This window comes from Olleya sp. KJ81-1, from assembly GCF_055808135.1.
On sequence record NZ_CM147854.1, the window covers coordinates 3,236,999 to 3,257,500 of the forward strand.

Annotated in this window: 14 protein-coding genes, 2 tRNA genes, 4 rRNA genes and 1 pseudogene (1 of these 21 running past the window's edge); 12 read left to right on the forward strand and 9 right to left on the reverse strand. The window is 34.4% G+C overall.

What is annotated here, in order from left to right:
• Positions 1-78: 78 nt before the first annotated feature.
• The 5 genes from AC0L3M_RS15135 to AC0L3M_RS15155 all read right to left on the reverse strand — a co-directional run bounded on the left by AC0L3M_RS15135 (position 79) and on the right by AC0L3M_RS15155 (position 3,123).
• A complete protein-coding gene (locus AC0L3M_RS15135) occupies positions 79-648 on the reverse strand; it encodes a hypothetical protein (RefSeq protein WP_473431288.1) in 570 nt (189 codons plus the stop codon).
• A gap of 129 nt (positions 649-777) precedes the next feature.
• Positions 778-1,122 (reverse strand): hypothetical protein, encoded by a 345-nt coding sequence (locus AC0L3M_RS15140; RefSeq protein WP_145006546.1) that lies wholly within the window; start codon positions 1,120-1,122, stop codon positions 778-780.
• Between the two features lie 153 nt (positions 1,123-1,275).
• Positions 1,276-1,887: an autotransporter outer membrane beta-barrel domain-containing protein gene (locus AC0L3M_RS15145; RefSeq protein WP_341588967.1), complete on the reverse strand. Its 612-nt coding sequence runs from the start codon at positions 1,885-1,887 to the stop codon at positions 1,276-1,278.
• Between the two features lie 26 nt (positions 1,888-1,913).
• Positions 1,914-2,753: a DUF4412 domain-containing protein gene (locus AC0L3M_RS15150; RefSeq protein WP_473431289.1), complete on the reverse strand. Its 840-nt coding sequence runs from the start codon at positions 2,751-2,753 to the stop codon at positions 1,914-1,916.
• A gap of 22 nt (positions 2,754-2,775) precedes the next feature.
• A complete protein-coding gene (locus AC0L3M_RS15155) occupies positions 2,776-3,123 on the reverse strand; it encodes a hypothetical protein (RefSeq protein WP_473431290.1) in 348 nt (115 codons plus the stop codon).
• Between the two features lie 129 nt (positions 3,124-3,252).
• Here AC0L3M_RS15155 and AC0L3M_RS15160 point away from each other — a divergent pair, with 129 nt between their 5' ends.
• Genes AC0L3M_RS15160 through AC0L3M_RS15175 form a run of 4 tightly spaced genes read left to right on the forward strand, consistent with a single transcriptional unit; the run spans position 3,253 to position 4,544 of the window.
• Positions 3,253-3,540, forward strand: coding sequence for an RNA polymerase sigma factor (locus AC0L3M_RS15160; protein WP_473431291.1), 288 nt, complete (start codon positions 3,253-3,255; stop codon positions 3,538-3,540).
• Between the two features lie 53 nt (positions 3,541-3,593).
• The gene (locus AC0L3M_RS15165) at positions 3,594-3,821 is read left to right on the forward strand and encodes an RNA polymerase sigma factor (RefSeq protein ID WP_473431292.1); all 228 of its coding nucleotides are present in this window, start codon (positions 3,594-3,596) and stop codon (positions 3,819-3,821) included.
• Between the two features lies 1 nt (position 3,822).
• The gene (locus tag AC0L3M_RS15170) at positions 3,823-4,089 is read left to right on the forward strand and encodes a hypothetical protein (RefSeq protein WP_473431293.1); all 267 of its coding nucleotides are present in this window, start codon (positions 3,823-3,825) and stop codon (positions 4,087-4,089) included.
• Positions 4,056-4,544 carry a tetratricopeptide repeat protein gene (locus tag AC0L3M_RS15175; RefSeq protein ID WP_473431294.1) on the forward strand — a complete coding sequence of 163 codons (489 nt, stop codon included), beginning with the start codon at positions 4,056-4,058 and terminating at the stop codon, positions 4,542-4,544. Before AC0L3M_RS15170 ends, AC0L3M_RS15175 begins: the two co-directional genes overlap by 34 nt.
• Here the strand turns inward: AC0L3M_RS15175 and AC0L3M_RS15180 are convergent.
• From AC0L3M_RS15180 to AC0L3M_RS15195, 4 genes and pseudogenes are all read right to left on the reverse strand, one after another.
• The gene (locus AC0L3M_RS15180; protein WP_473431295.1) at positions 4,541-7,270 is read right to left on the reverse strand and encodes a CHAT domain-containing protein; all 2,730 of its coding nucleotides are present in this window, start codon (positions 7,268-7,270) and stop codon (positions 4,541-4,543) included. The genes AC0L3M_RS15175 and AC0L3M_RS15180 overlap by 4 nt on opposite strands.
• Positions 7,271-7,275: 5 nt before the next feature.
• Entirely contained in the window at positions 7,276-7,749 is a 474-nt protein-coding gene (locus tag AC0L3M_RS15185; RefSeq protein WP_292947263.1) for a hypothetical protein, read from the reverse strand.
• Between the two features lie 118 nt (positions 7,750-7,867).
• Positions 7,868-10,294 (reverse strand): ribonuclease HII, encoded by a 2,427-nt coding sequence (locus tag AC0L3M_RS15190; RefSeq protein WP_473431296.1) that lies wholly within the window; start codon positions 10,292-10,294, stop codon positions 7,868-7,870.
• A 31-nt stretch (positions 10,295-10,325) separates the two neighbouring features.
• Positions 10,326-10,923 (reverse strand): annotated as a pseudogene (locus tag AC0L3M_RS15195) (ribonuclease HII).
• Between the two features lie 145 nt (positions 10,924-11,068).
• Between AC0L3M_RS15195 and AC0L3M_RS15200 the strand changes: the two are divergent.
• From AC0L3M_RS15200 to AC0L3M_RS15235, 8 genes are all read left to right on the forward strand, one after another.
• Entirely contained in the window at positions 11,069-11,266 is a 198-nt protein-coding gene (locus AC0L3M_RS15200) for a hypothetical protein (RefSeq protein ID WP_473431297.1), read from the forward strand.
• Entirely contained in the window at positions 11,263-13,041 is a 1,779-nt protein-coding gene (locus AC0L3M_RS15205) for a putative porin (protein ID WP_473431298.1), read from the forward strand. Before AC0L3M_RS15200 ends, AC0L3M_RS15205 begins: the two co-directional genes overlap by 4 nt.
• Positions 13,042-13,705: 664 nt before the next feature.
• Positions 13,706-15,223 (forward strand): 16S ribosomal RNA (locus AC0L3M_RS15210).
• An 82-nt stretch (positions 15,224-15,305) separates the two neighbouring features.
• Positions 15,306-15,379: transfer RNA gene (locus AC0L3M_RS15215), tRNA-Ile, on the forward strand.
• A gap of 82 nt (positions 15,380-15,461) precedes the next feature.
• Positions 15,462-15,535 (forward strand) — tRNA-Ala (locus tag AC0L3M_RS15220).
• A gap of 145 nt (positions 15,536-15,680) precedes the next feature.
• Positions 15,681-18,498, forward strand: a 23S ribosomal RNA gene (locus AC0L3M_RS15225).
• A gap of 103 nt (positions 18,499-18,601) precedes the next feature.
• Positions 18,602-18,708, forward strand: a 5S ribosomal RNA gene (rrf, locus tag AC0L3M_RS15230).
• A gap of 705 nt (positions 18,709-19,413) precedes the next feature.
• A 16S ribosomal RNA gene (locus tag AC0L3M_RS15235) occupies positions 19,414-20,502 on the forward strand (it continues 429 nt past the right edge of the window).
• Together the 16S, 23S and 5S rRNA genes with 2 tRNA genes alongside form the textbook arrangement of a ribosomal RNA operon.

Sequence of the window (20,502 nt, forward strand, 5' to 3'; positions counted from 1 at the left end):
TGTTACTAAATATAGCCTAAATACAACACAAAAAAACCGAAGACTTTGCTTCGGTTGTTTTTGTGTTATAATGTAAAATTAATAAGCTATACCATAATAATCACATACTTGATAATAGTTAGTAATGTCAATTCCAGCTTGACTTAATTGGTTGTAAGTTTGTTGTTTACTGTTGGCTGTTAATCTTGCACTAGACGAAGACTCAATTATAATAACTCTTAAAGAATTTAAGTCTCCTGCAGCTATAGTATAGCTTGATCCTGAAGCGTCACCATAATCAAAATCAATACCGCCAAGATAGTGTATTACGTGAACAGAAAAGTCAAATGCAATGGTATCAAATGGACATGGTACAGGTACCCAATTATTTGGATTGTTATTTAAATAAGTAAGTATGACACCATTGTCTAATATGTCTTGTGTTATTTCTGGAATGGCTACAGAGGTGTAATTACCTGCAAAGGTTGAAGCATCAAGAGTAATGCTTTGTACATTAGCATTTCCGTCCATACCATCTGTTCCGTTAATTCCATCAATACCGTCTGCACCAGCAGGACCATCTGCACCATCTTCTGTTGAGCATGAAAAGTTAAAAGCAACTATAATTGCTAATAGGACAAATTTTGATTTTAATAATAAATGTTTCATTGTGTTTTTGTTTAAATGATTAATAGTTTTTGTTTTCCTATTAATAGATCAAAAATGTAAAGGTTAACATAAGAGATAAAAAAAAGCCGAAAAATATTTTTTTCGGCTTTTTAACTAAATTGACTAATTCTAGCTTTCTTCTTCACCAACAGGCTCGTTAGAGGTTTTTATGCTATTCCATTCAGGGTGAGTAGAATTTAAGTATGCATACACTGGTTTTTCATTTCTAACCATATCAACATACATTGGCATGTCTTTAAATGGTAAAAATATGGCTCCAACTTTGTTGGCAGGAATATAAGTTGGATCAGGTACAGGACTTGAGTCATGTAAGAAGTACATAATAAATCTGTGGTCTTTGTCATAACAAGTAATGTAACCTTGGATTTTAATTTTTTTACCATTCCATGTTGCAGAATTTTGATAACCCAAAGCCATTTTGTAAGTATTAACTGTAAATTGTTTTGTTGCCATAATTAAATATGTTTTAAGATTAATAACACTTATTAATGGTTTTGGTAAGTAAAGGTTAACACATAGAATAAAAAAAGCCGAAACATTTGTTTCGGCTTTTAAACTAAATTAAATAATGAAAACTCAATCAATCAGTTTTAGGGATATTATCAATTAAAAATAAGCAGACAATCCAATGCCTAGAAAGATGGATGATAAACTCTCTTTGTACTCTGAAGGTGCATCTTCTGGGTTTATGTCTTCCCAAGAATAATTTATAGAAGGTTCAATAGCGACATGATCTCCTAGTAAAAAAGAATAGCCAACACCAACTCTAAATCCAAAGGATGACGCTTTAGTTTCTAACGTTCCGAGTTCGGTAAAACTACTTTCGGTAGTTGTTTTTTGAGATCCGAAACCAACAACTGCTTCGGCAAAAAGACCATTGTCTAAATAATATCTAGCAAAAGGTAATACTGCAAAACCATTGGTTGTGGTTTCTATATCTCCAAAAAACTCATCTTCTTGTTTTTCTTTATTGGTAGTTATGGAAAGCTCTAGTCCAATAGCAAGATTATCTGCTATAAAATAACCTGCTTTAGGAGTAATATTAGTTGTAAAAGCAGTGGCTTTATTATCATTAATTTTTCGGGTTGTATTGTATACTAAAATGCTTCCGTTAGTTAAAAATGTCCCTTTGGTTTTGGCTTGAAAAACATCTTGAGCTTGGCAGTTTAAGCTTAAAATAATTAATGGTAAAATACTTAGTGTTTTAAAAATGTTCATTTTATTATTGGTTTATAATTAATAGTTTACATTAGTTTTTTATAGTCAGATGACTTTATGGTTATAGTGGTTTTGTCCAAAGCAATACATGTCATTTTTATGGCTTTAGGTTTGCGTTTAGAGGTGTCAACCATATTCATTTCTAGCGTTAGTCCATCTATCATTTTCATCCAAGATTGATTGTTCCTTTTTTTGCTTTTAAGGTTGTACATGGATTTTACAAATGATATACCTGCGTTTTGTGTAATCCAAACAGTGCCTTCAATGTCTGGTCCTTTAACTTTAAAAGCTTCACATGTATAGCCTAATATTGTTTTAGTGTTTCCGGTAGCTATTATGCTTATTTCGGATTGATTAATAGCGTCGTCAGTGGAGTCCTCAAAGTTTAAACCCATAGACATTAGTGTTTTGTCGCCTTTATTGTCCATAAACATATACATGGATTTTTTGTCTATATCCATAACGCTTATCACATCATTCTTACCTGTTTTATCAGGAATACTGGTTCCAAAATAATTTCCAGCATTGGTTAAATAGTAGACTAAGTTTGTAGTGCGTTTGCCATCTTCTATTTGCATGACGTATTTATGAGAAAATGTATAGGTGTTTGCAGGAGTTTCAGCAGATGTACTAGTGCCAAAAGGTGATTTATTATTACTAGTTGTGGTTTTAGAATCACTACTATTATTAAATGTAGAATCAAAAGCTTTTTCAGTTTCGCGTTCGGTTTTTTGTTCAACTTTCTTTTCTAAAGTTTTTTCGGCAGCTTTTTCTGCTTTTTTAGCTAGTTTTTTCCAAATCTGTGCATTACTTGACGTTACAAAGCAGCACATTAATATTATTAGTAAGGGTTTTAAAAGTTTCATTGTTTTATTTTTAATGGATTAATTATTCGTCTTTTTTAGCTTCTTTTATTTGTTTTCCAATAGCTTGTCCTAATGAGTCTTTTTGTTTTTGTGTCAAATCTTTAGATAACAAGTAATATTGATTTTTCAGCTCTGTTTTTTGTTTTTCAGGTAAGTCCGATTTTTCTAATAACTCTAAATATCCTATTGCTTTTCCGTTAGCGTTACCATCAAGGTTTTCGCCAAAAAGGCTGGTTAACGTTTGAGTCCCTTTATCTAAAAAAATGTTAGAGTTAGTAGTAGTAGAATCTTTAGTAGCAGTTTTGTTTTGTCCATGTCCACTAATAGTAAATGTTAATAGTATCATGATTGTGAATAGCAGTGTTTTCATTTTTTTAAAGTTTTATAAATACGCTTATTAATGTTTTGATTTTAAAAAGGTTAACAGAAGATGCTTTTTATTTTAAAAAAAGTTAATTTTACTTTTACGTGTTAACCTTTCCTTCAAACCAAGTATTAAATGGCAAATAACCAAGAAGAAATATCGCTTCAAAGTTTAAAACAGGGCTCAGACCAAGCACTTCAGCAAGTGTATGAAGACAACAGAGACAAGTTTATAAATTTTGCTAGACGTTATAATTTGGATACCGATGACATTATAGATATTTACCAAGATGCTTATATCGTGTTTTATAACAATGTAATGAGTGGTAAAATTGAAAGCTTTACAAGCAGTATTTCTACTTATTTATTTAGTATAGGTAAATACTTAATCTTTGATAAGATGAAAAAAACAACAAAAAAGTAAGTTCTAATTTTGATTTATCCTTAGTTAAGGATTCTGATGATTTAGTAACTACCTTGGATGTTGAAAATGAAGCGTTAACCCAAGAGCAAAAGCTACTAAAACAGCACTTTAAAGACTTAGGTAAGCAATGTCAAGAGTTACTTACCTTGTTTTATTACAGAGGATTTACCATTAAAGACATTTTAAAACATAGTAATTATAATAGCGAAAACGTTATTAAAAGCGCTAAGTCTAGATGCCTAAAAACCTTAAAACAACGTATTAATAGCAACCCTAAATAACATGGATAAACAACAACTTTTATATCTATATTTTTCTGATAAATTAACTCCAGAACAAGAACACGTATTTAAAGATTTGCTAAATACCGATTCTGAATTTAAAGCGCAATTTGAATTTGAAAATAATATCAAGCAAGTCATTAAGGCAGAACAAAGCGATACTTTAAAATCTAAACTACAGGGTTTTGAAAAAAAGATAAAGACTGAGCAAACCAATGTCAAATCATGGTTTAATTGGCGCATTGCTGCATCCATTGTCTTTTTTTAGCAGCTGGTTGGTTTGGTTATGATGCTTTTTTTGGTGTAAATTATGAGGATTTATATGCTGCCAATTATAAAAACTATCCAAATACAGTTTATACTATTACAAGAGGGGAAGATACAAGTAGTCTTGAACGTGAAGCTTTTGTAGCTTATGAAACTGAAGACTATAATTTAGCAATTCAAAAATTTAATAAAATAGAAAATAAACAACCTTACTTTAATTTTTATAAAGCAAATTCGTATTTAGGTTTAGGCGAATTAGATAAAGCAAAAGATTTGTTTAAAATAGAAACAGAAGCAGATGAAGCTGAATTTAAAGCGGAAGCTAAATGGTATTTGGCCTTAATTAATTTGAAACAGCATAATAAAACCGAAGCCACTAAATATCTTGAAACTTTAATTGCAAATTATAATTACAAAAAGGAGGAAGCTAAAACATTACTTGAAAGTTTAAACTAACTATTTTTCTTTTTTAATAATATACCTAATATTACTATTAGTAGTATTCCTGCTATAATCCATAACCAATAATGCGTTGAGGTTAAAGGCTCAGTATTTCCAGAAATTACAAATGCAGACCAATAATATGGATGCGATAAGGCATTGTCTTTATTTTGTTTTACAAAAGTTAGCTTAGCTTGTTGTAGTGCTAAGTCTTTGGGTTGTCCTTTTGAAAGGTTTTTGTAAAAATCTGACATTAATGCAGCAGAAGACGCATCGTTAATTTTCCAAAGTGTACTAGATATACTTTGTGCGCCACTAAAGTAAAAGCCTCTTGCTAAACTTAATAATCCTTCGCCACGTTTTAAGTCTCCTATTCCGCTCTCGCAAGCAGATAGGGTAACCAAATTGGCATTGAGTTTTAAATTATACAAGTCTTTAGTATACAGATAACCGTTTTGCCTATTTTTATTGGTAAATGCTAAAAATGAAAACTCCGGAGCTTCATCATTAAAAACAGCATGTGTTGCCAAGTGTAAAATACTATAATTAGTACTTTTAGTATTAAAATTTTGTAAGGTAGCATTGTCATGACTTAATACTTGACCTTTAAAATAATCTGCACAATCTTTTGCTTCCTTTAAGTTATTAGGTAACGCTAGTAAATTGCTGTTGTTAAAACTTGGCGCGAAAGCTAAAAGTTTTCCATTATTAGATTTTTTAGCTTGTAATTGCTGTAATAATGTTGCAGAATTAATGTAACTTATATTATGTTTTTCAAGTAAATAATTGGATTTTTTATCAATTAGAGCTGCAAAAGGTATGTAGTTTAGCAATCCATCGGCTACAATTATTAGATTTTGATTTAATTTATTAATAGGAGCTATTATCTTTTCGTGTAAACTTCCTAGATTTTTTCTTAACAACTCTAAATTGGATTTAGGATTGCTAAGCATTTTATATGTTAATTTTACTGAATCGTTAAAATTATAATCCAATGTTATTCTTTTAAGTTGTTTTGTGTTTTTAGTTATTCCAAATGCATAGATCGCATTTTCACCATAAAAATAGGAGATAAGCATATCTTTTTTAGATAATAGTTGTTGTGTTTTTTTTAAACTAATCCCTTTTGAATTGTACTTTAAATTAAAGTAATTTTTATAGTTTGACTCTAGACGTTTTACATAATTAGTATGTTCTAGTTTTAAGTTGGTTAACTCTTCTTTTAAAGTTTCAGTTTTATTAACGTTTAGTTTTTTTTCTAAAGTGGTAATTTTATATTTTAAAACGTCTCCTTCTTCAATTATGTTTTTTGGGATATTTGCATAACTGGTAGCTTTACTACTTAATAAGGCTTCTAAAAGTAAAACGCTTTTACTTTTTTCTGCATATAAAAAAGCTTGATCTATATAAGTGTTATTATTGCTTTTGCTATCTAAAGCAAAACAGGCCTCTATACCTGACTCAAATAATGGAAATGCATTTTCTATAAAAAAAAGTTTGTCATCATTATACCTAAAGGTTGGTCTTAGTTTGTCTAAAATACTAATAGCATAATTTACTGTGTTGATAGTTTCAATAGGATTATTAAGATTGTTTAATGTAATAGCTTTTAGCTTTAATGTTTTTAATAAGTTTATTTGATTAATGCTTGATTTAATAGAATCCTTTTGAAATAAATTTATGGCTATATTATAATGGTTTATAGCTTTATTTGGATCATCGTACTTTTGATGCAACTCGCCTATATCAGAATTTGTAATTGCTATATATTGGTTGTTTTTATACGACCTAGTGGCTTTTGTTTTGTAAAAATCTAGCGCTTTATTTAATTCATTTAATGCTTTTTCATAGTTATTTTCATTATCATATATTTCGGAGTATAGTTTATAATAATTTACATTGTACATATGGTTTATATCTAAATACTGTTTGGCTTTTTTTAGATAAAACTTGGCACTATCAATTTTTTTTAATTGAATGTAATTTTTGGCAATATTAAAACACGAAGACATAATATTGTTTGAGCCACCTTTATTATCGTAGTAGTTTAAAAATTTAAGAAAATAGCTGTTAGATTGTTTATGCTTGTTTTCTTTTTTTAAAACTTCGGCTAGCAAATTATAGTTTGAGTATATCAAATCATTATTAGTACTATCTATTGTTTTTAAAAACCTGATATTTTTATCATACAGTGCTTTAGATAAGGCGTATTTACCTTCGTCAGTATTCATTTTAGCCACATAACTATAAGCTACAGAAAGAAACGTTTTGTTTTTTAAAAGTTGGGAATTGTCAGCGTTTGCGGTATTATCAATTATTTTTTGAAAATGATTTTTAGCTGCTTCGTAATTGTTTAAGCGGTAATAATAAAAACCATAATAAAAGTTAATATGGTTTTTATATTTAAGACTGTTTTCTAAGGTGTTAAAGTAATTTTGTTGACTATTATATAAGGAGTCAATAGTGAATAAAGTAGATTGTCGCTTGGTAAAGTTATTATGGTAAAACGCTGTGTTATAAATTTCAAAATAACTATCCATTGCATAATTCCAATGCTTATTGCTTGCTGCAACTTTAATACTTTGTTTAAAGTAATAATACGCTGAGTCTTGGTTGCTAGTTGCAATATTGATAGCTTTATTACTAAGTTTTTTTATTGTTTTTTCTGAAGCTTTGCTGGGCTGTTGTGATAAACTAACTTGAAGTGAAATTAAACATATAAAAGATAAGATATATTTCATTCATCTTACTTTTTAAACATAACATTATACGGCTTTTTATTGTTAGTAGTAACTTGTAATTTGTTTGTTCCGTCACATATTGACGATTTCATTTTATTTACCGGAAAGACAAGAGTGCTATCTTCTAATGTTGTTAAATCATCAGCTGTAAAAGTTTGAATTGGATTGTCTTTATTGTCCAATAAGATAATCTTTATGTTTTTAGTGTCCTTGTCAAAGCTTATGTATTTAACAGAAGGACAACAGTCTGTGAAGGAACTATCTGGACAAGGTGGAAGAGGATCTCCTCCTCCAATTGCAATAGAGTCGTTAGTCGCAGTGTATGTACTTCTTTGATCTGTGTTTTGAATATGTATGGTATAAAGCTGTCTTTCGGTTAAAGTATTTTGTTCAGACAAATCGATTTCAGCTTTATTATTGTTATTACAAGAATTAGCTAACAGAAATAAAGTACATAGGGATATAATTACAGCTTTCATAAAGTAGAGTTTAGTTTATGTTTACTTAATGTTTTAAGTATCATAAAGTTAACGTTTTAATTGAATAATTTAAATAAATCATCAATTTTTTAGCTGTAATAACCTTTTATTCAGTCACTTAATTTATTTTGTAAACCAACACAGAGTTACTCTCACCTTTTGTCACAAACTCTAGATTATTATCCTTGTCAATATTATCAAGATCTATAGCTGATGTACCGTAAACAGGAAAGTTATCTTGCTGTTTTGCATTACTATCAAATAACATTACTTTTTGAGTTTGCTTATCTGTAGTGGAAACGTATATTTTATTGTTAATTAAAAATAGTTTTGCAGGCGTATAGCTACCAAAATCTAATTGTAAGGTTTGATCTTTTATATTTAAAGTATTGTCACTTTGTGTAATTAATGTTTTTGTAGTTGCGCTTAAATTTATGTTTTCTGATAGGTTTGTATTACTTACTGTAACCTTTCCTTTTTGGTCTATAGTTGCTAACTTACCGTCTTTAGTTGTTGTTATAAAATCCGAGTTATAATTAAAGATAGCTTGATTTGCATAACTAAGTTTTGTTTTAGGAGTCACTCTGGTTTTACCACGTCTGTCTAAAATGTATAATTGGTTGTCTGTTTTAAAAAGCAGGTAATCTTTTCGGCCAATTCTAATATGTTGAGGTGGTGTGTTTATAGTTTCTTCTGCTTGTTTAAAGTTGAAACCTTTGACCGTTTTACCTTGACTATCATAAACTAGTACATTTTTGTCTTGTGTTATAAACAAGCGGTATTTTTTGTTATTGTCATAGTCAAAAACAGAAAGAGGTTGCGTAATATCATCATTAAAGGTCATCGGAAACGGTTTTACATCCTCTCCAGTATGATCTAAAACATAAACACGATTGGCAGTAGCAAATACTAATTGTAAACGTCCATTTTTGTACATGTCAATTTGATTAACAGATCCTAAAATGGCACCTTTTAATTGCTTTTTCCATAGTATTTTACCACTATTAGATATTAAATATAAGGTGTTGGCTATGTCCTGTACAATTATATCTTTTTGTTTTGTACGATGGTTTTTAACAAACTGAGGGTTAGTAAGTATGTCATTATCTAATTTAATATTAAACATTTCAGTAACCGAGTTGTCTGAAACCGATGGTTTACTTTGCTTAATAATGGCATTAAAGTGTGCAAAGTCTATGTCGTAAATAAATTGTAAAGCAGTTGTTTTGTAGTTGTCAAATTTAAAATCAAAATTAGTATTCAAGTTAGTTTTAACTATTTGATTAAGATTAATAGGATTTATAACCTGAAGTATAGATGCTTGATTACTTAAGTTTTTCTTTAAATCTTTGTAATAATCGCGATCATTTATTGTAGTCTGATTTTGATAATTTACAATTATATTTTCCAGTGTCTCTGTATTAGATGCAAATACTAAAAACTGATTTATTATAAAGTAGTTAGCAGCCTTATCCAAATTAACAAATGGTTTTAAATAATCGTTGAATAGTCCAGGTTTAGAAAATTTATAAATGCTAATACCTCTAAAGTCTTCAACTTTTTCTTTTTCACTAAGTAAGGCTTCTTGAGTACTAATAATATCAATAGAGTTTAATACAACAGCACTAGTTGTGTCACTGTAAATTTCACCAAATTCTACGATATTATCAAAAAGAGTCGTTTTAGATTTAAGAGTGTCAATCTTATTGAATTTGTTTAAGTTATGGCTAAATTTTTTATAATCATTAAAAGTAACACTTAAAAAGCCATCACTATTTGAAGGTGTTATTTGTGCTAATTGGTTGTCCTGTGGTAAAGTGTTTTTAAACACGTTTAGCAACTTGTTTGTCGTGTCAGAAGCTTTAGTGATTCCGTTTAAAATTAATTGATTTTGACCTATTTCTGTATCAAACGTCAAGTAATCCGTAAAGTTTTTAGACAACACGTTTTTGTTAACAAATATGCTGTTTAAGCCAATGTTGGTGTTTGTGTATACTGAAAACGAAGCCTCTTTATCTTGAGTAGCTATTATTTTTTTAATCGAATTTTTGTCAGGTTTACTATTTATTAAGTGTTGCAAATGATCAACATTATTCGCTCCTATAAGTAGGTTTCCAACTGTTGAAACATAAATTATTTGATTTTTATTTGTGATTTTTTCAGCAGATAATCCTTTTAACTTTATAGGCTCTCGTTTAATCTTTAAACTATCAAGATTAAAAACAGTATCATTTAATTTAGTAACAAAACTATAGTGTAAACTATCCTTTTTATCTTTAAATAGATTGACGTAAACCTTTTGTTTGCTTTTTATTTGGTTTAATAATTCTAATTTTTCACAAATGTTTTTATAAGACCTTGTGTTAGATAATTGGTCTATAAAATGATTGTTGGTTATGTTACTTTTAAAGTTTTCTAGATTGTTAATGGTTAACACATAATCTGCTTGACTAAAAATATAATCTTCAATTGTATTTTTGTTAGTAGATTTTTGACAAGATATTATCAAAAAAATAAATAGTAAACAACACCATATATGTTTCATAAAAGTAGAGAGTTTGTGCAAATATAATAAGTTACAATTCTAATTTCAATTGTTCTGGTAACAGCTTAAAAGATTTTCTGTGGTATTTAGTAGGACCGTATTTTCTAATAGCTTCACGATGTTGTTTAGTTGGGTAACCTTTATTTTGTTTCCAATTGTACATCGGAAACTCTTCATGGATTTTATTCATGTATTCATCTCGATAAGTTTTGGCTAAAACAGACGTTGCAGCAATACTTAAAAACTTACCATCTCCTTTAATTATAGTTTCAAACGGAATATCTTTATAAGGTTTAAATTTATTTCCATCTACAATAATAAACTCGGGTGTTTTTTTCATGGCTTCAATAGACTTATGCATCGCTAAAATGGAAGCGTTTAATATATTAATATTATCAATTTCAGCTTCATGGATGTGATAAAAGCCAAAGCACAATGCTTCGTTTTCAATAATTGGTCTTAATAAATCTCTTTTTTTCGCTAATTTGTTTAGAGTCGTTCAAAATTTCATTCTTAAAATTAGATTTTAAAATTACAGCAGCAGCAGTAACAGGTCCAGCTAAGCAACCACGACCAGCTTCATCAGTTCCGCACTCTAATTTGTGATTGGTATATTTTAATTTTAGCATTAAATAAAAAAGAAGGTTTGACGTTATATTGTTTCAATTTTGTTCCTTTCTTAACAGAAACCACAAAACCATAAAGATATTTGCTATTTTTGGCAAAAATAAATGATTCAGCTTTTAATTAAAGGTCTAAAATAGTCACCATTTAATGAAAAAAATAATTTTCTCTTTCCTTTTATTCATCATAACTGTTTTTGCTTATGCGCAAAGACCAGTAAAAAAGACTTCAAATAAAGCGATATCTTCAGCCCAATCTAATGTTGTTACCGTTCAGGACAGTGTTAAAAAAGGTAGTGCAGGTACTAAATCAACACAAAAAAAGAGGCTGTTATTACAGATTATTTGATTATTAATCATTTAAGAGATACTACATATTTAGATACAACCTTAACAATAAATAAAGAGTATAAATACAATTATTTGAGACGTGATGAGTTTGGTTTAATGCCATTTGCTAATATTGGTCAGACATATAATAGTCTTACTTATAATTTTAACGACACCCATTTAATTCCAGGATTTGGTGCAAAAGCAAAGCACTTTAACTACTTAGATGCAGAAGACATCAATTATTATCATGTGCCTACACCATTAACAGAACTTTATTTTAAAACTGCCTTAACCCAAGGACAGCAATTAGATGCGTTTTTTACTACCAATACGTCAAAACAGTTTAATTTATCAATTGGATATAAAGGCGTTAGGTCTTTAGGTATATATCAAAACTCATTAACTAGCTCAGGAAATCTTAGGATGACAGCAAGTTATAAAACAAAAAATAGGCGTTATATTTTAAATACACATTTTACCTCTCAGGATTTACTAACTCAAGAAAATGGAGGGTTAAAAGACGACAACCTTGCGTTTTTTGAATCTGGAGACCCTGATTTTGACGACAGAGGAGTGTTAGAAGTAAATTTTGAAAATGCAGAAAATCTACTTTTGGGTAAACGATTTTATTTAAATCATAGCTACGATTTTATTAGACCTAAGGATTCTTTAAGTTCAAACAGTCTTCAATTAGCACATGTAATGACACTTGAGGATAAGATTTATACATTCGATCAATCAGCAGCCAACACCGATTATTTTGGAGAAGCCTTCCGTACTTCAAGCTTAAAGGATAGGACAGAGCTAGAGCAATTTACAAACCAATTGCAATTAAACTACAAAAATGCTACATTAGGTAATCTTCAGTTTAATGCAACACATAATAACTATAACTATGGGTATGATAAAATTGTAGCACTAAATTCAGGAACTATAACTAATAGATTAATTGGAGATGTAGTCTCAGTAGGTGCAAAATATAATAAGCAGTACAAAGGTTTTAATTTAAATGGTAATGCAGGATTAAATGTAACAGGAGATTTTGACGGAAACTATATTTCAGGGACAGCATCTTATCAATTAAATAGTGACCTTAAAATATTAGCTAATATCAATCACTCATCCATAGCTCCAAATTTTAACACATTGCTTTTTCAAAGTGATTATAAAAATTATAATTGGAGTAATCAATTTAATAATATTAAATCACAGCAATTACTCTTTAATATAGACTCCAAAAAATATGCGAATCTAACGGTAGATCTAAATACAATAAATGATTATGTATATTTCTCAAAAAATGAAGAAGGCAATGTTAAACCATACCAAAATAGCGATGCGATTACCTATTTAAAACTCAAACTTCAAAAAGAAATCAGGTATAAAAATTTCGCTTTAGACAATACAGTGTTATATCAAAACGTGCAAGACAACTCTAATGTCTTAAACGTCCCTCAGATAGTAACCCGCAATACACTATATTATTCAAATCAAGTATTCAAAAAAGCAATGTTTTTGCAAACCGGAATAATATTCAATTATTTCAGTTCATATAATATGAATAGTTATGACCCTTTATTAGCCGAGTTCTATACTCAAAATCAAGAAGAGTTCGGAGGATTCCCTAGGCTAGACTTTTTTGTCAACGCAAAAATTAGACAAACTAGAATATTTTTAAAAGCCGAACATTTTAATTCAGCCTTCACTGCAAAAGATTATTATTCGGCAGCCAATCAACCATATCGTGATTTTACAATTCGATTTGGTTTAGTCTGGAATTTCTTTCTATAGCATAATGTTGGCGTTACCCAAAGGGTCGGGCTATCACTACTCGCTTTTTTTAGCGCAGAGTTTTTACTATTTATTACAATACATGTTATGGATTGATTAATTTACTACTTAATAAGGTACGTATAAAAAAAGAGCTCAAACATACCGTTCTATCCCTAACGCGCTGCTTATCAGTAAACAAATTAAATAGTGACAATATTACTTGTTTATCAGTAAGCTTAAGATTAAAAAATAATTCAAAAAATATTAGACTCTAACCTGTTAGTAATAAAGCTTTAAAGGATTGTATTAAAATAAAATTAAAAAAAGATTAAAAAAAGGGTTGCGGTAAAGAAAAAGGCTTGTATATTTGCACCCCGAAAACGACGTAACTGATGTTGCTGAGAGTAAAGGAAAACGTTCTAAGATATATTGAAAGTAAAGTTTAAAAAAAGAAAAAAAACTTTTTTTAAATAAAGCTTGTGGGATTTAAAAAAGCGAATTATATTTGCACCCGCTTAAGGAAATAACATCTTAAGAGACAGAGAAAAAAGTTCATAAACATATTGAATTGACAGCGTAAGAATTAATTGGAAACGATTAATTCAAACAAACGAGAATAAACCATTTTGAGTACTGAGAACATTATTAATTGTTAAAACATAGTCGTAAGACTTAAAATTTAACGATGAAGAGTTTGATCCTGGCTCAGGATGAACGCTAGCGGCAGGCTTAACACATGCAAGTCGAGGGGTAGCAGGGAGCTTGCTCCGCTGACGACCGGCGAACGGGTGCGTAACGCGTATAGAATCTACCTCTTACTAAGGGATAGCCCAGAGAAATTTGGATTAATATCTTATAGTATGTTGACTTGGCATCAAGATAACATTAAAGGTTACGGTAAGAGATGACTATGCGTCCTATTAGCTAGATGGTGTGGTAACGGCACACCATGGCAACGATAGGTAGGGGCCCTGAGAGGGGGATCCCCCACACTGGTACTGAGACACGGACCAGACTCCTACGGGAGGCAGCAGTGAGGAATATTGGACAATGGAGGCAACTCTGATCCAGCCATGCCGCGTGCAGGAAGACTGCCCTATGGGTTGTAAACTGCTTTTATACAGGAAGAAACACTCTCACGTGTGAGAGCTTGACGGTACTGTAAGAATAAGGATCGGCTAACTCCGTGCCAGCAGCCGCGGTAATACGGAGGATCCAAGCGTTATCCGGAATCATTGGGTTTAAAGGGTCCGTAGGTGGATAATTAAGTCAGAGGTGAAATCCTGCAGCTCAACTGTAGAATTGCCTTTGATACTGGTTGTCTTGAGTTATTATGAAGTAGTTAGAATATGTAGTGTAGCGGTGAAATGCATAGATATTACATAGAATACCAATTGCGAAGGCAGATTACTAATAATATACTGACACTGATGGACGAAAGCGTGGGGAGCGAACAGGATTAGATACCCTGGTAGTCCACGCCGTAAACGATGGTCACTAGCTGTTCGAACTTCGGTTTGAGTGGCTAAGCGAAAGTGATAAGTGACCCACCTGGGGAGTACGTTCGCAAGAATGAAACTCAAAGGAATTGACGGGGGCCCGCACAAGCGGTGGAGCATGTGGTTTAATTCGATGATACGCGAGGAACCTTACCAGGGCTTAAATGTAAATTGACAGGTTTAGAAATAGACTTTTCTTCGGACAATTTACAAGGTGCTGCATGGTTGTCGTCAGCTCGTGCCGTGAGGTGTCAGGTTAAGTCCTATAACGAGCGCAACCCCTGTTGTTAGTTGCCAGCGAGTCATGTCGGGAACTCTAACAAGACTGCCAGTGCAAACTGTGAGGAAGGTGGGGATGACGTCAAATCATCACGGCCCTTACGTCCTGGGCTACACACGTGCTACAATGGTAGGGACAGAGAGCAGCCACTGGGTGACCAGGAGCGAATCTATAAACCCTATCACAGTTCGGATCGGAGTCTGCAACTCGACTCCGTGAAGCTGGAATCGCTAGTAATCGCATATCAGCCATGATGCGGTGAATACGTTCCCGGGCCTTGTACACACCGCCCGTCAAGCCATGGAAGCTGGGAGTGCCTGAAGTCCGTCGCCGTAAGGAGCGGCCTAGGGTAAAATCGGTAACTAGGGCTAAGTCGTAACAAGGTAGCCGTACCGGAAGGTGCGGCTGGAACACCTCCTTTCTAGAGAAAGACAATTATTGTGTTTTTTTATGTAAACAAAAAGTTTATTCTCCTGCTGTTGATTTATAATCTATTATAGTAGAGTCTCATAGCTCAGCTGGTTAGAGCGCTACACTGATAATGTAGAGGTCGGCAGTTCGAGTCTGCCTGAGACTACTAATACTATAATAAAAGGAAATTCTAGAAGTTGTCAATTCTAAATAAGTAATTCTGAATAGAACATTCGGGATTCCTATATGGGGGATTAGCTCAGCTGGCTAGAGCGCCTGCCTTGCACGCAGGAGGTCATCGGTTCGACTCCGATATTCTCCACTATTCAGTTTTAACTGAAAAAGTTCTTTGACATATTGAAAAAAGATACATGAAAATTTAGTGAGATTTTTCTCATTAAAATTAATGCAGTATTACACTAATCGTAGTATAATACTGCATAGAACTCATTAAAAAGCAAATAGTACAATAAGCTAAATAAGAGCGTATGGGGAATGCCTAGGCTCTCAGAGGCGATGAAGGACGTGATAAGCTGCGAAAAGCTGCGGGGATTGGCACATACAAATTGATCCGTAGATATCCGAATGGGGCAACCCAGCATATTGAAGATATGTTATCCGAAAGGAAGTAAACCCGGAGAACTGAAACATCTAAGTACCCGGAGGAGAAGAAAACAAAAGTGATTCCGTTAGTAGTGGCGAGCGAACGCGGATTAGCCCAAACCAGTATTGTTAAGGCAATGCTGGGGTTGTAGGACTACAATATTTGAGTTGTAATGAATTAGAATAGTTTGGAAAGACTAACCAGAGAGGGTGATAGTCCCGTATAAGTAAAGAACAGTAAGATAGTAGTATCCTGAGTAGCGCGGGACACGAGTAATCCTGTGTGAATCAGTCGGGACCATCCGATAAGGCTAAATACTCCTGAGAGACCGATAGTGAACTAGTACCGTGAGGGAAAGGTGAAAAGAACCCTGAATAAGGGAGTGAAATAGATCCTGAAACCATACGCTTACAAGCGGTCGGAGCCCTTTGGGGTGACGGCGTGCCTTTTGCATAATGAGCCTACGAGTTACCGTTGCTAGCAAGGTTAAGTGATTAAGTCACGGATCCGTAGCGAAAGCGAGTCTGAATAGGGCGCTTTAGTTAGTAGTGGTAGACGCGAAACCGTGTGATCTACCCATGGGCAGGTTGAAGCTGTAGTAACATACAGTGGAGGACCGAACCGGTTGACGTTGAAAAGTCTTCGGATGACCTGTGGGTAGGGGTGAAAGGCCAATCAAACTCGGAAATAGCTCGTACTCCCCGAAATGCATTTAGGTGCAGCGTTGATTTATAGTTTTATAGAGGTAGAGCTACTGATTGGATGCGGGGGCTTCACCGCCTACCAATTCCTGACAAACTCCGAATGCTATAAAATGTTAATCAGCAGTGAGGGCATGGGTGCTAAGGTCCATGTCCGAAAGGGAAAGAACCCAGACCATCAGCTAAGGTCCCAAAATATATGTTAAGTTGAAAAAACGAGGTTGAACTGCTTTGACAGCTAGGATGTTGGCTTGGAAGCAGCCATTCATTTAAAGAGTGCGTAACAGCTCACTAGTCGAGCGGTTCGGCATGGATAATAATCGGGCATAAACATATTACCGAAGCTATGGACTTGTAAAAGTGGTAGGGGAGCATTGTAGTGGCGTTGAAGGTGTGCTGTGAGGCATGCTGGAGTAACTACAAAAGAAAATGTAGGCATAAGTAACGATAATGCGGGCGAGAAACCCGCACTCCGAAAGACTAAGGTTTCCTCAGCTATGCTAATCAGCTGAGGGTTAGTCGGGACCTAACGCGAACCCGAAAGGGGTAGTGGATGGACAACAGGTTAATATTCCTGTACCTGCTCTCATTAAAAGTGACGGAGGCGAAAAGTTAGTGCGCACAGACGGAATTGTGCGTTGAAGAGAGTGGTAACACCTCGATAGTACACTAAGACTACGGTCGCGGTGATAATCTAGCGAATCGACTTCCAAGAAAAGCAAGAGAAGCAGCCCGTACCCTAAACCGACACAGGTAGTTGGGATGAGAATTCTAAGGAGCTCGAGAGATTCATGGCTAAGGAACTAGGCAAAATAGACCTGTAACTTCGGGAGAAAGGTCGCCACCCTTCGGGGTGGCCGCAGTGAAAAGGTCCAGGCGACTGTTTATCAAAAACACAGGGCTATGCTAAATTGAAAGATGACGTATATGGCCTGACACCTGCCCGGTGCTGGAAGGTTAAGTGGAGGGTTTAGCTTCGGCGAAGATCTAAAATGAAGCCCCAGTAAACGGCGGCCGTAACTATAACGGTCCTAAGGTAGCGAAATTCCTTGTCGGGTAAGTTCCGACCTGCACGAATGGTGCAACGATCTGGACACTGTCTCAGCCATGAGCTCGGTGAAATTGTAGTATCGGTGAAGATGCCGATTACCCGCTGTGGGACGAAAAGACCCCGTGCACCTTTACTATAGCTTAGTATTGGTTTTGGATAAGTAATGTGTAGGATAGGTGGGAGACTTTGAAGCGGCGTCGCTAGGCGTTGTGGAGTCATTGTTGAAATACCACCCTTTGCTTGTCTAGAGTCTAACCTTCAATGAAGGGACAGTGCTTGGTGGGTAGTTTGACTGGGGTGGTCGCCTCCAAAAGAGTAACGGAGGCTTCTAAAGGTTCCCTCAGCACGCTTGGTAACCGTGCGTAGAGTGCAATGGCATAAGGGAGCTTGACTGAGAGACCTACAAGTCGATCAGGTACGAAAGTAGAGCATAGTGATCCGGTGGTTCCGTATGGAAGGGCCATCGCTCAAAGGATAAAAGGTACGCCGGGGATAACAGGCTGATCTCCCCCAAGAGCTCATATCGACGGGGGGTTTGGCACCTCGATGTCGGCTCGTCACATCCTGGGGCTGGAGAAGGTCCCAAGGGTTGGGCTGTTCGCCCATTAAAGTGGCACGCGAGCTGGGTTCAGAACGTCGTGAGACAGTTCGGTCTCTATCTACAGTGGGCGTTAGAAATTTGAGTGGATCTGACTCTAGTACGAGAGGACCGAGTTGGACTAACCTCTGGTGTATCTGTTGTTCCGCCAGGAGCATTGCAGAGTAGCTACGTTGGGAAGGGATAAGCGCTGAAAGCATATAAGCGCGAAACCCACCACAAGATGAGATTTCTTTAAAGGGTCGTAGGAGATGACTACGTTGATAGGTCATAGGTGTAAAGGCAGTAATGTCATAGCCGAGTGATACTAATAACCCATAGGCTTATTGTACGCCTGTTTTTTATAAAGTTCAATACAAAAATTTTCATGAATCATTTTTTCAATATGTTATTATATACGGTTAAGTAGTTAATACTACATACACCGAAAGATTTAAGGTGATTATAGCGATGGGGCTCACCTCTTACCATTCCGAACAGAGAAGTTAAGCCCATTTGCGCCGATGGTACTGCATTGTGGGAGAGTAGGTCGTCGCCTTTTTAGAGAACCCTTCATATTTATTTATGAAGGGTTTTTTTGTGCTTAAAAATCAAAGTAAATAGGCGAAAAGAAAAAAGATATACTAGTTTTGGTTGTTTTGTGAATAGAATAACTACATCGTAGTTATTTTTAAAAGAATAAGGATATAATGTCTGACTTTTATTAGGAGAATTAAGAATATAATATAATTATTTTAAATGAATGATTATGTGATGGATTAGTAATTGGGGTAATACATAATATGAGTTGGTTTATTATATATATAATTATTGTTTTAATTCTTAAATGAAAATCTTCTAACCTATTAGCAATAAGGCGTTAAAGGATTGTATTAAAATAAAATTAAAAAAAGATTAAAAAAAGGGTTGCGGTAAAGAAAAAGGCTTGTATATTTGCACCCCGAAAACGACGTAACTGATGTTGCTGAGAGTAAAGGAAAACGTTCTAAGATATATTGAAAGTAAAGTTTAAAAAAGAAAAAAACTTTTTTTAAATAAAGCTTGTGGGATTTAAAAAAGCGAATTATATTTGCACCCGCTTAAGGAAATAACATCTTAAGAGACAGAGAAAAAAGTTCATAAACATATTGAATTGACAGCGTAAGAATTAATTGGAAACGATTAATTCAAACAAACGAGAATAAACCATTTTGAGTACTGAGAACATTATTAATTGTTAAAACATAGTCGTAAGACTTAAAATTTAACGATGAAGAGTTTGATCCTGGCTCAGGATGAACGCTAGCGGCAGGCTTAACACATGCAAGTCGAGGGGTAGCAGGGAGCTTGCTCCGCTGACGACCGGCGAACGGGTGCGTAACGCGTATAGAATCTACCTCTTACTAAGGGATAGCCCAGAGAAATTTGGATTAATATCTTATAGTATGTTGACTTGGCATCAAGATAACATTAAAGGTTACGGTAAGAGATGACTATGCGTCCTATTAGCTAGATGGTGTGGTAACGGCACACCATGGCAACGATAGGTAGGGGCCCTGAGAGGGGGATCCCCCACACTGGTACTGAGACACGGACCAGACTCCTACGGGAGGCAGCAGTGAGGAATATTGGACAATGGAGGCAACTCTGATCCAGCCATGCCGCGTGCAGGAAGACTGCCCTATGGGTTGTAAACTGCTTTTATACAGGAAGAAACACTCTCACGTGTGAGAGCTTGACGGTACTGTAAGAATAAGGATCGGCTAACTCCGTGCCAGCAGCCGCGGTAATACGGAGGATCCAAGCGTTATCCGGAATCATTGGGTTTAAAGGGTCCGTAGGTGGATAATTAAGTCAGAGGTGAAATCCTGCAGCTCAACTGTAGAATTGCCTTTGATACTGGTTGTCTTGAGTTATTATGAAGTAGTTAGAATATGTAGTGTAGCGGTGAAATGCATAGATATTACATAGAATACCAATTGCGAAGGCAGATTACTAATAATATACTGACACTGATGGACGAAAGCGTGGGGAGCGAACAGGATTAGATACCCTGGTAGTCCACGCCGTAAACGATGGTCACTAGCTGTTCGAACTTCGGTTTGAGTGGCTAAGCGAAAGTGATAAGTGACCCACCTGGGGAGTACGTTCGCAAGAATGAAACTCAAAGGAATTGACGGGGGCCCGCACAAGCGGTGGAGCATGTGGTTTAATTCGATGATACGCGAGGAACCTTACCAGGGCTTAAATGTAAATTGACAGGTTTAGAAATAGACTTTTCTTCGGACAATTTACAAGGTGCTGCATGGTTGTCGTCAGCTCGTGCCGTGAGGTGTCAGGTTAAGTCCTATAACGA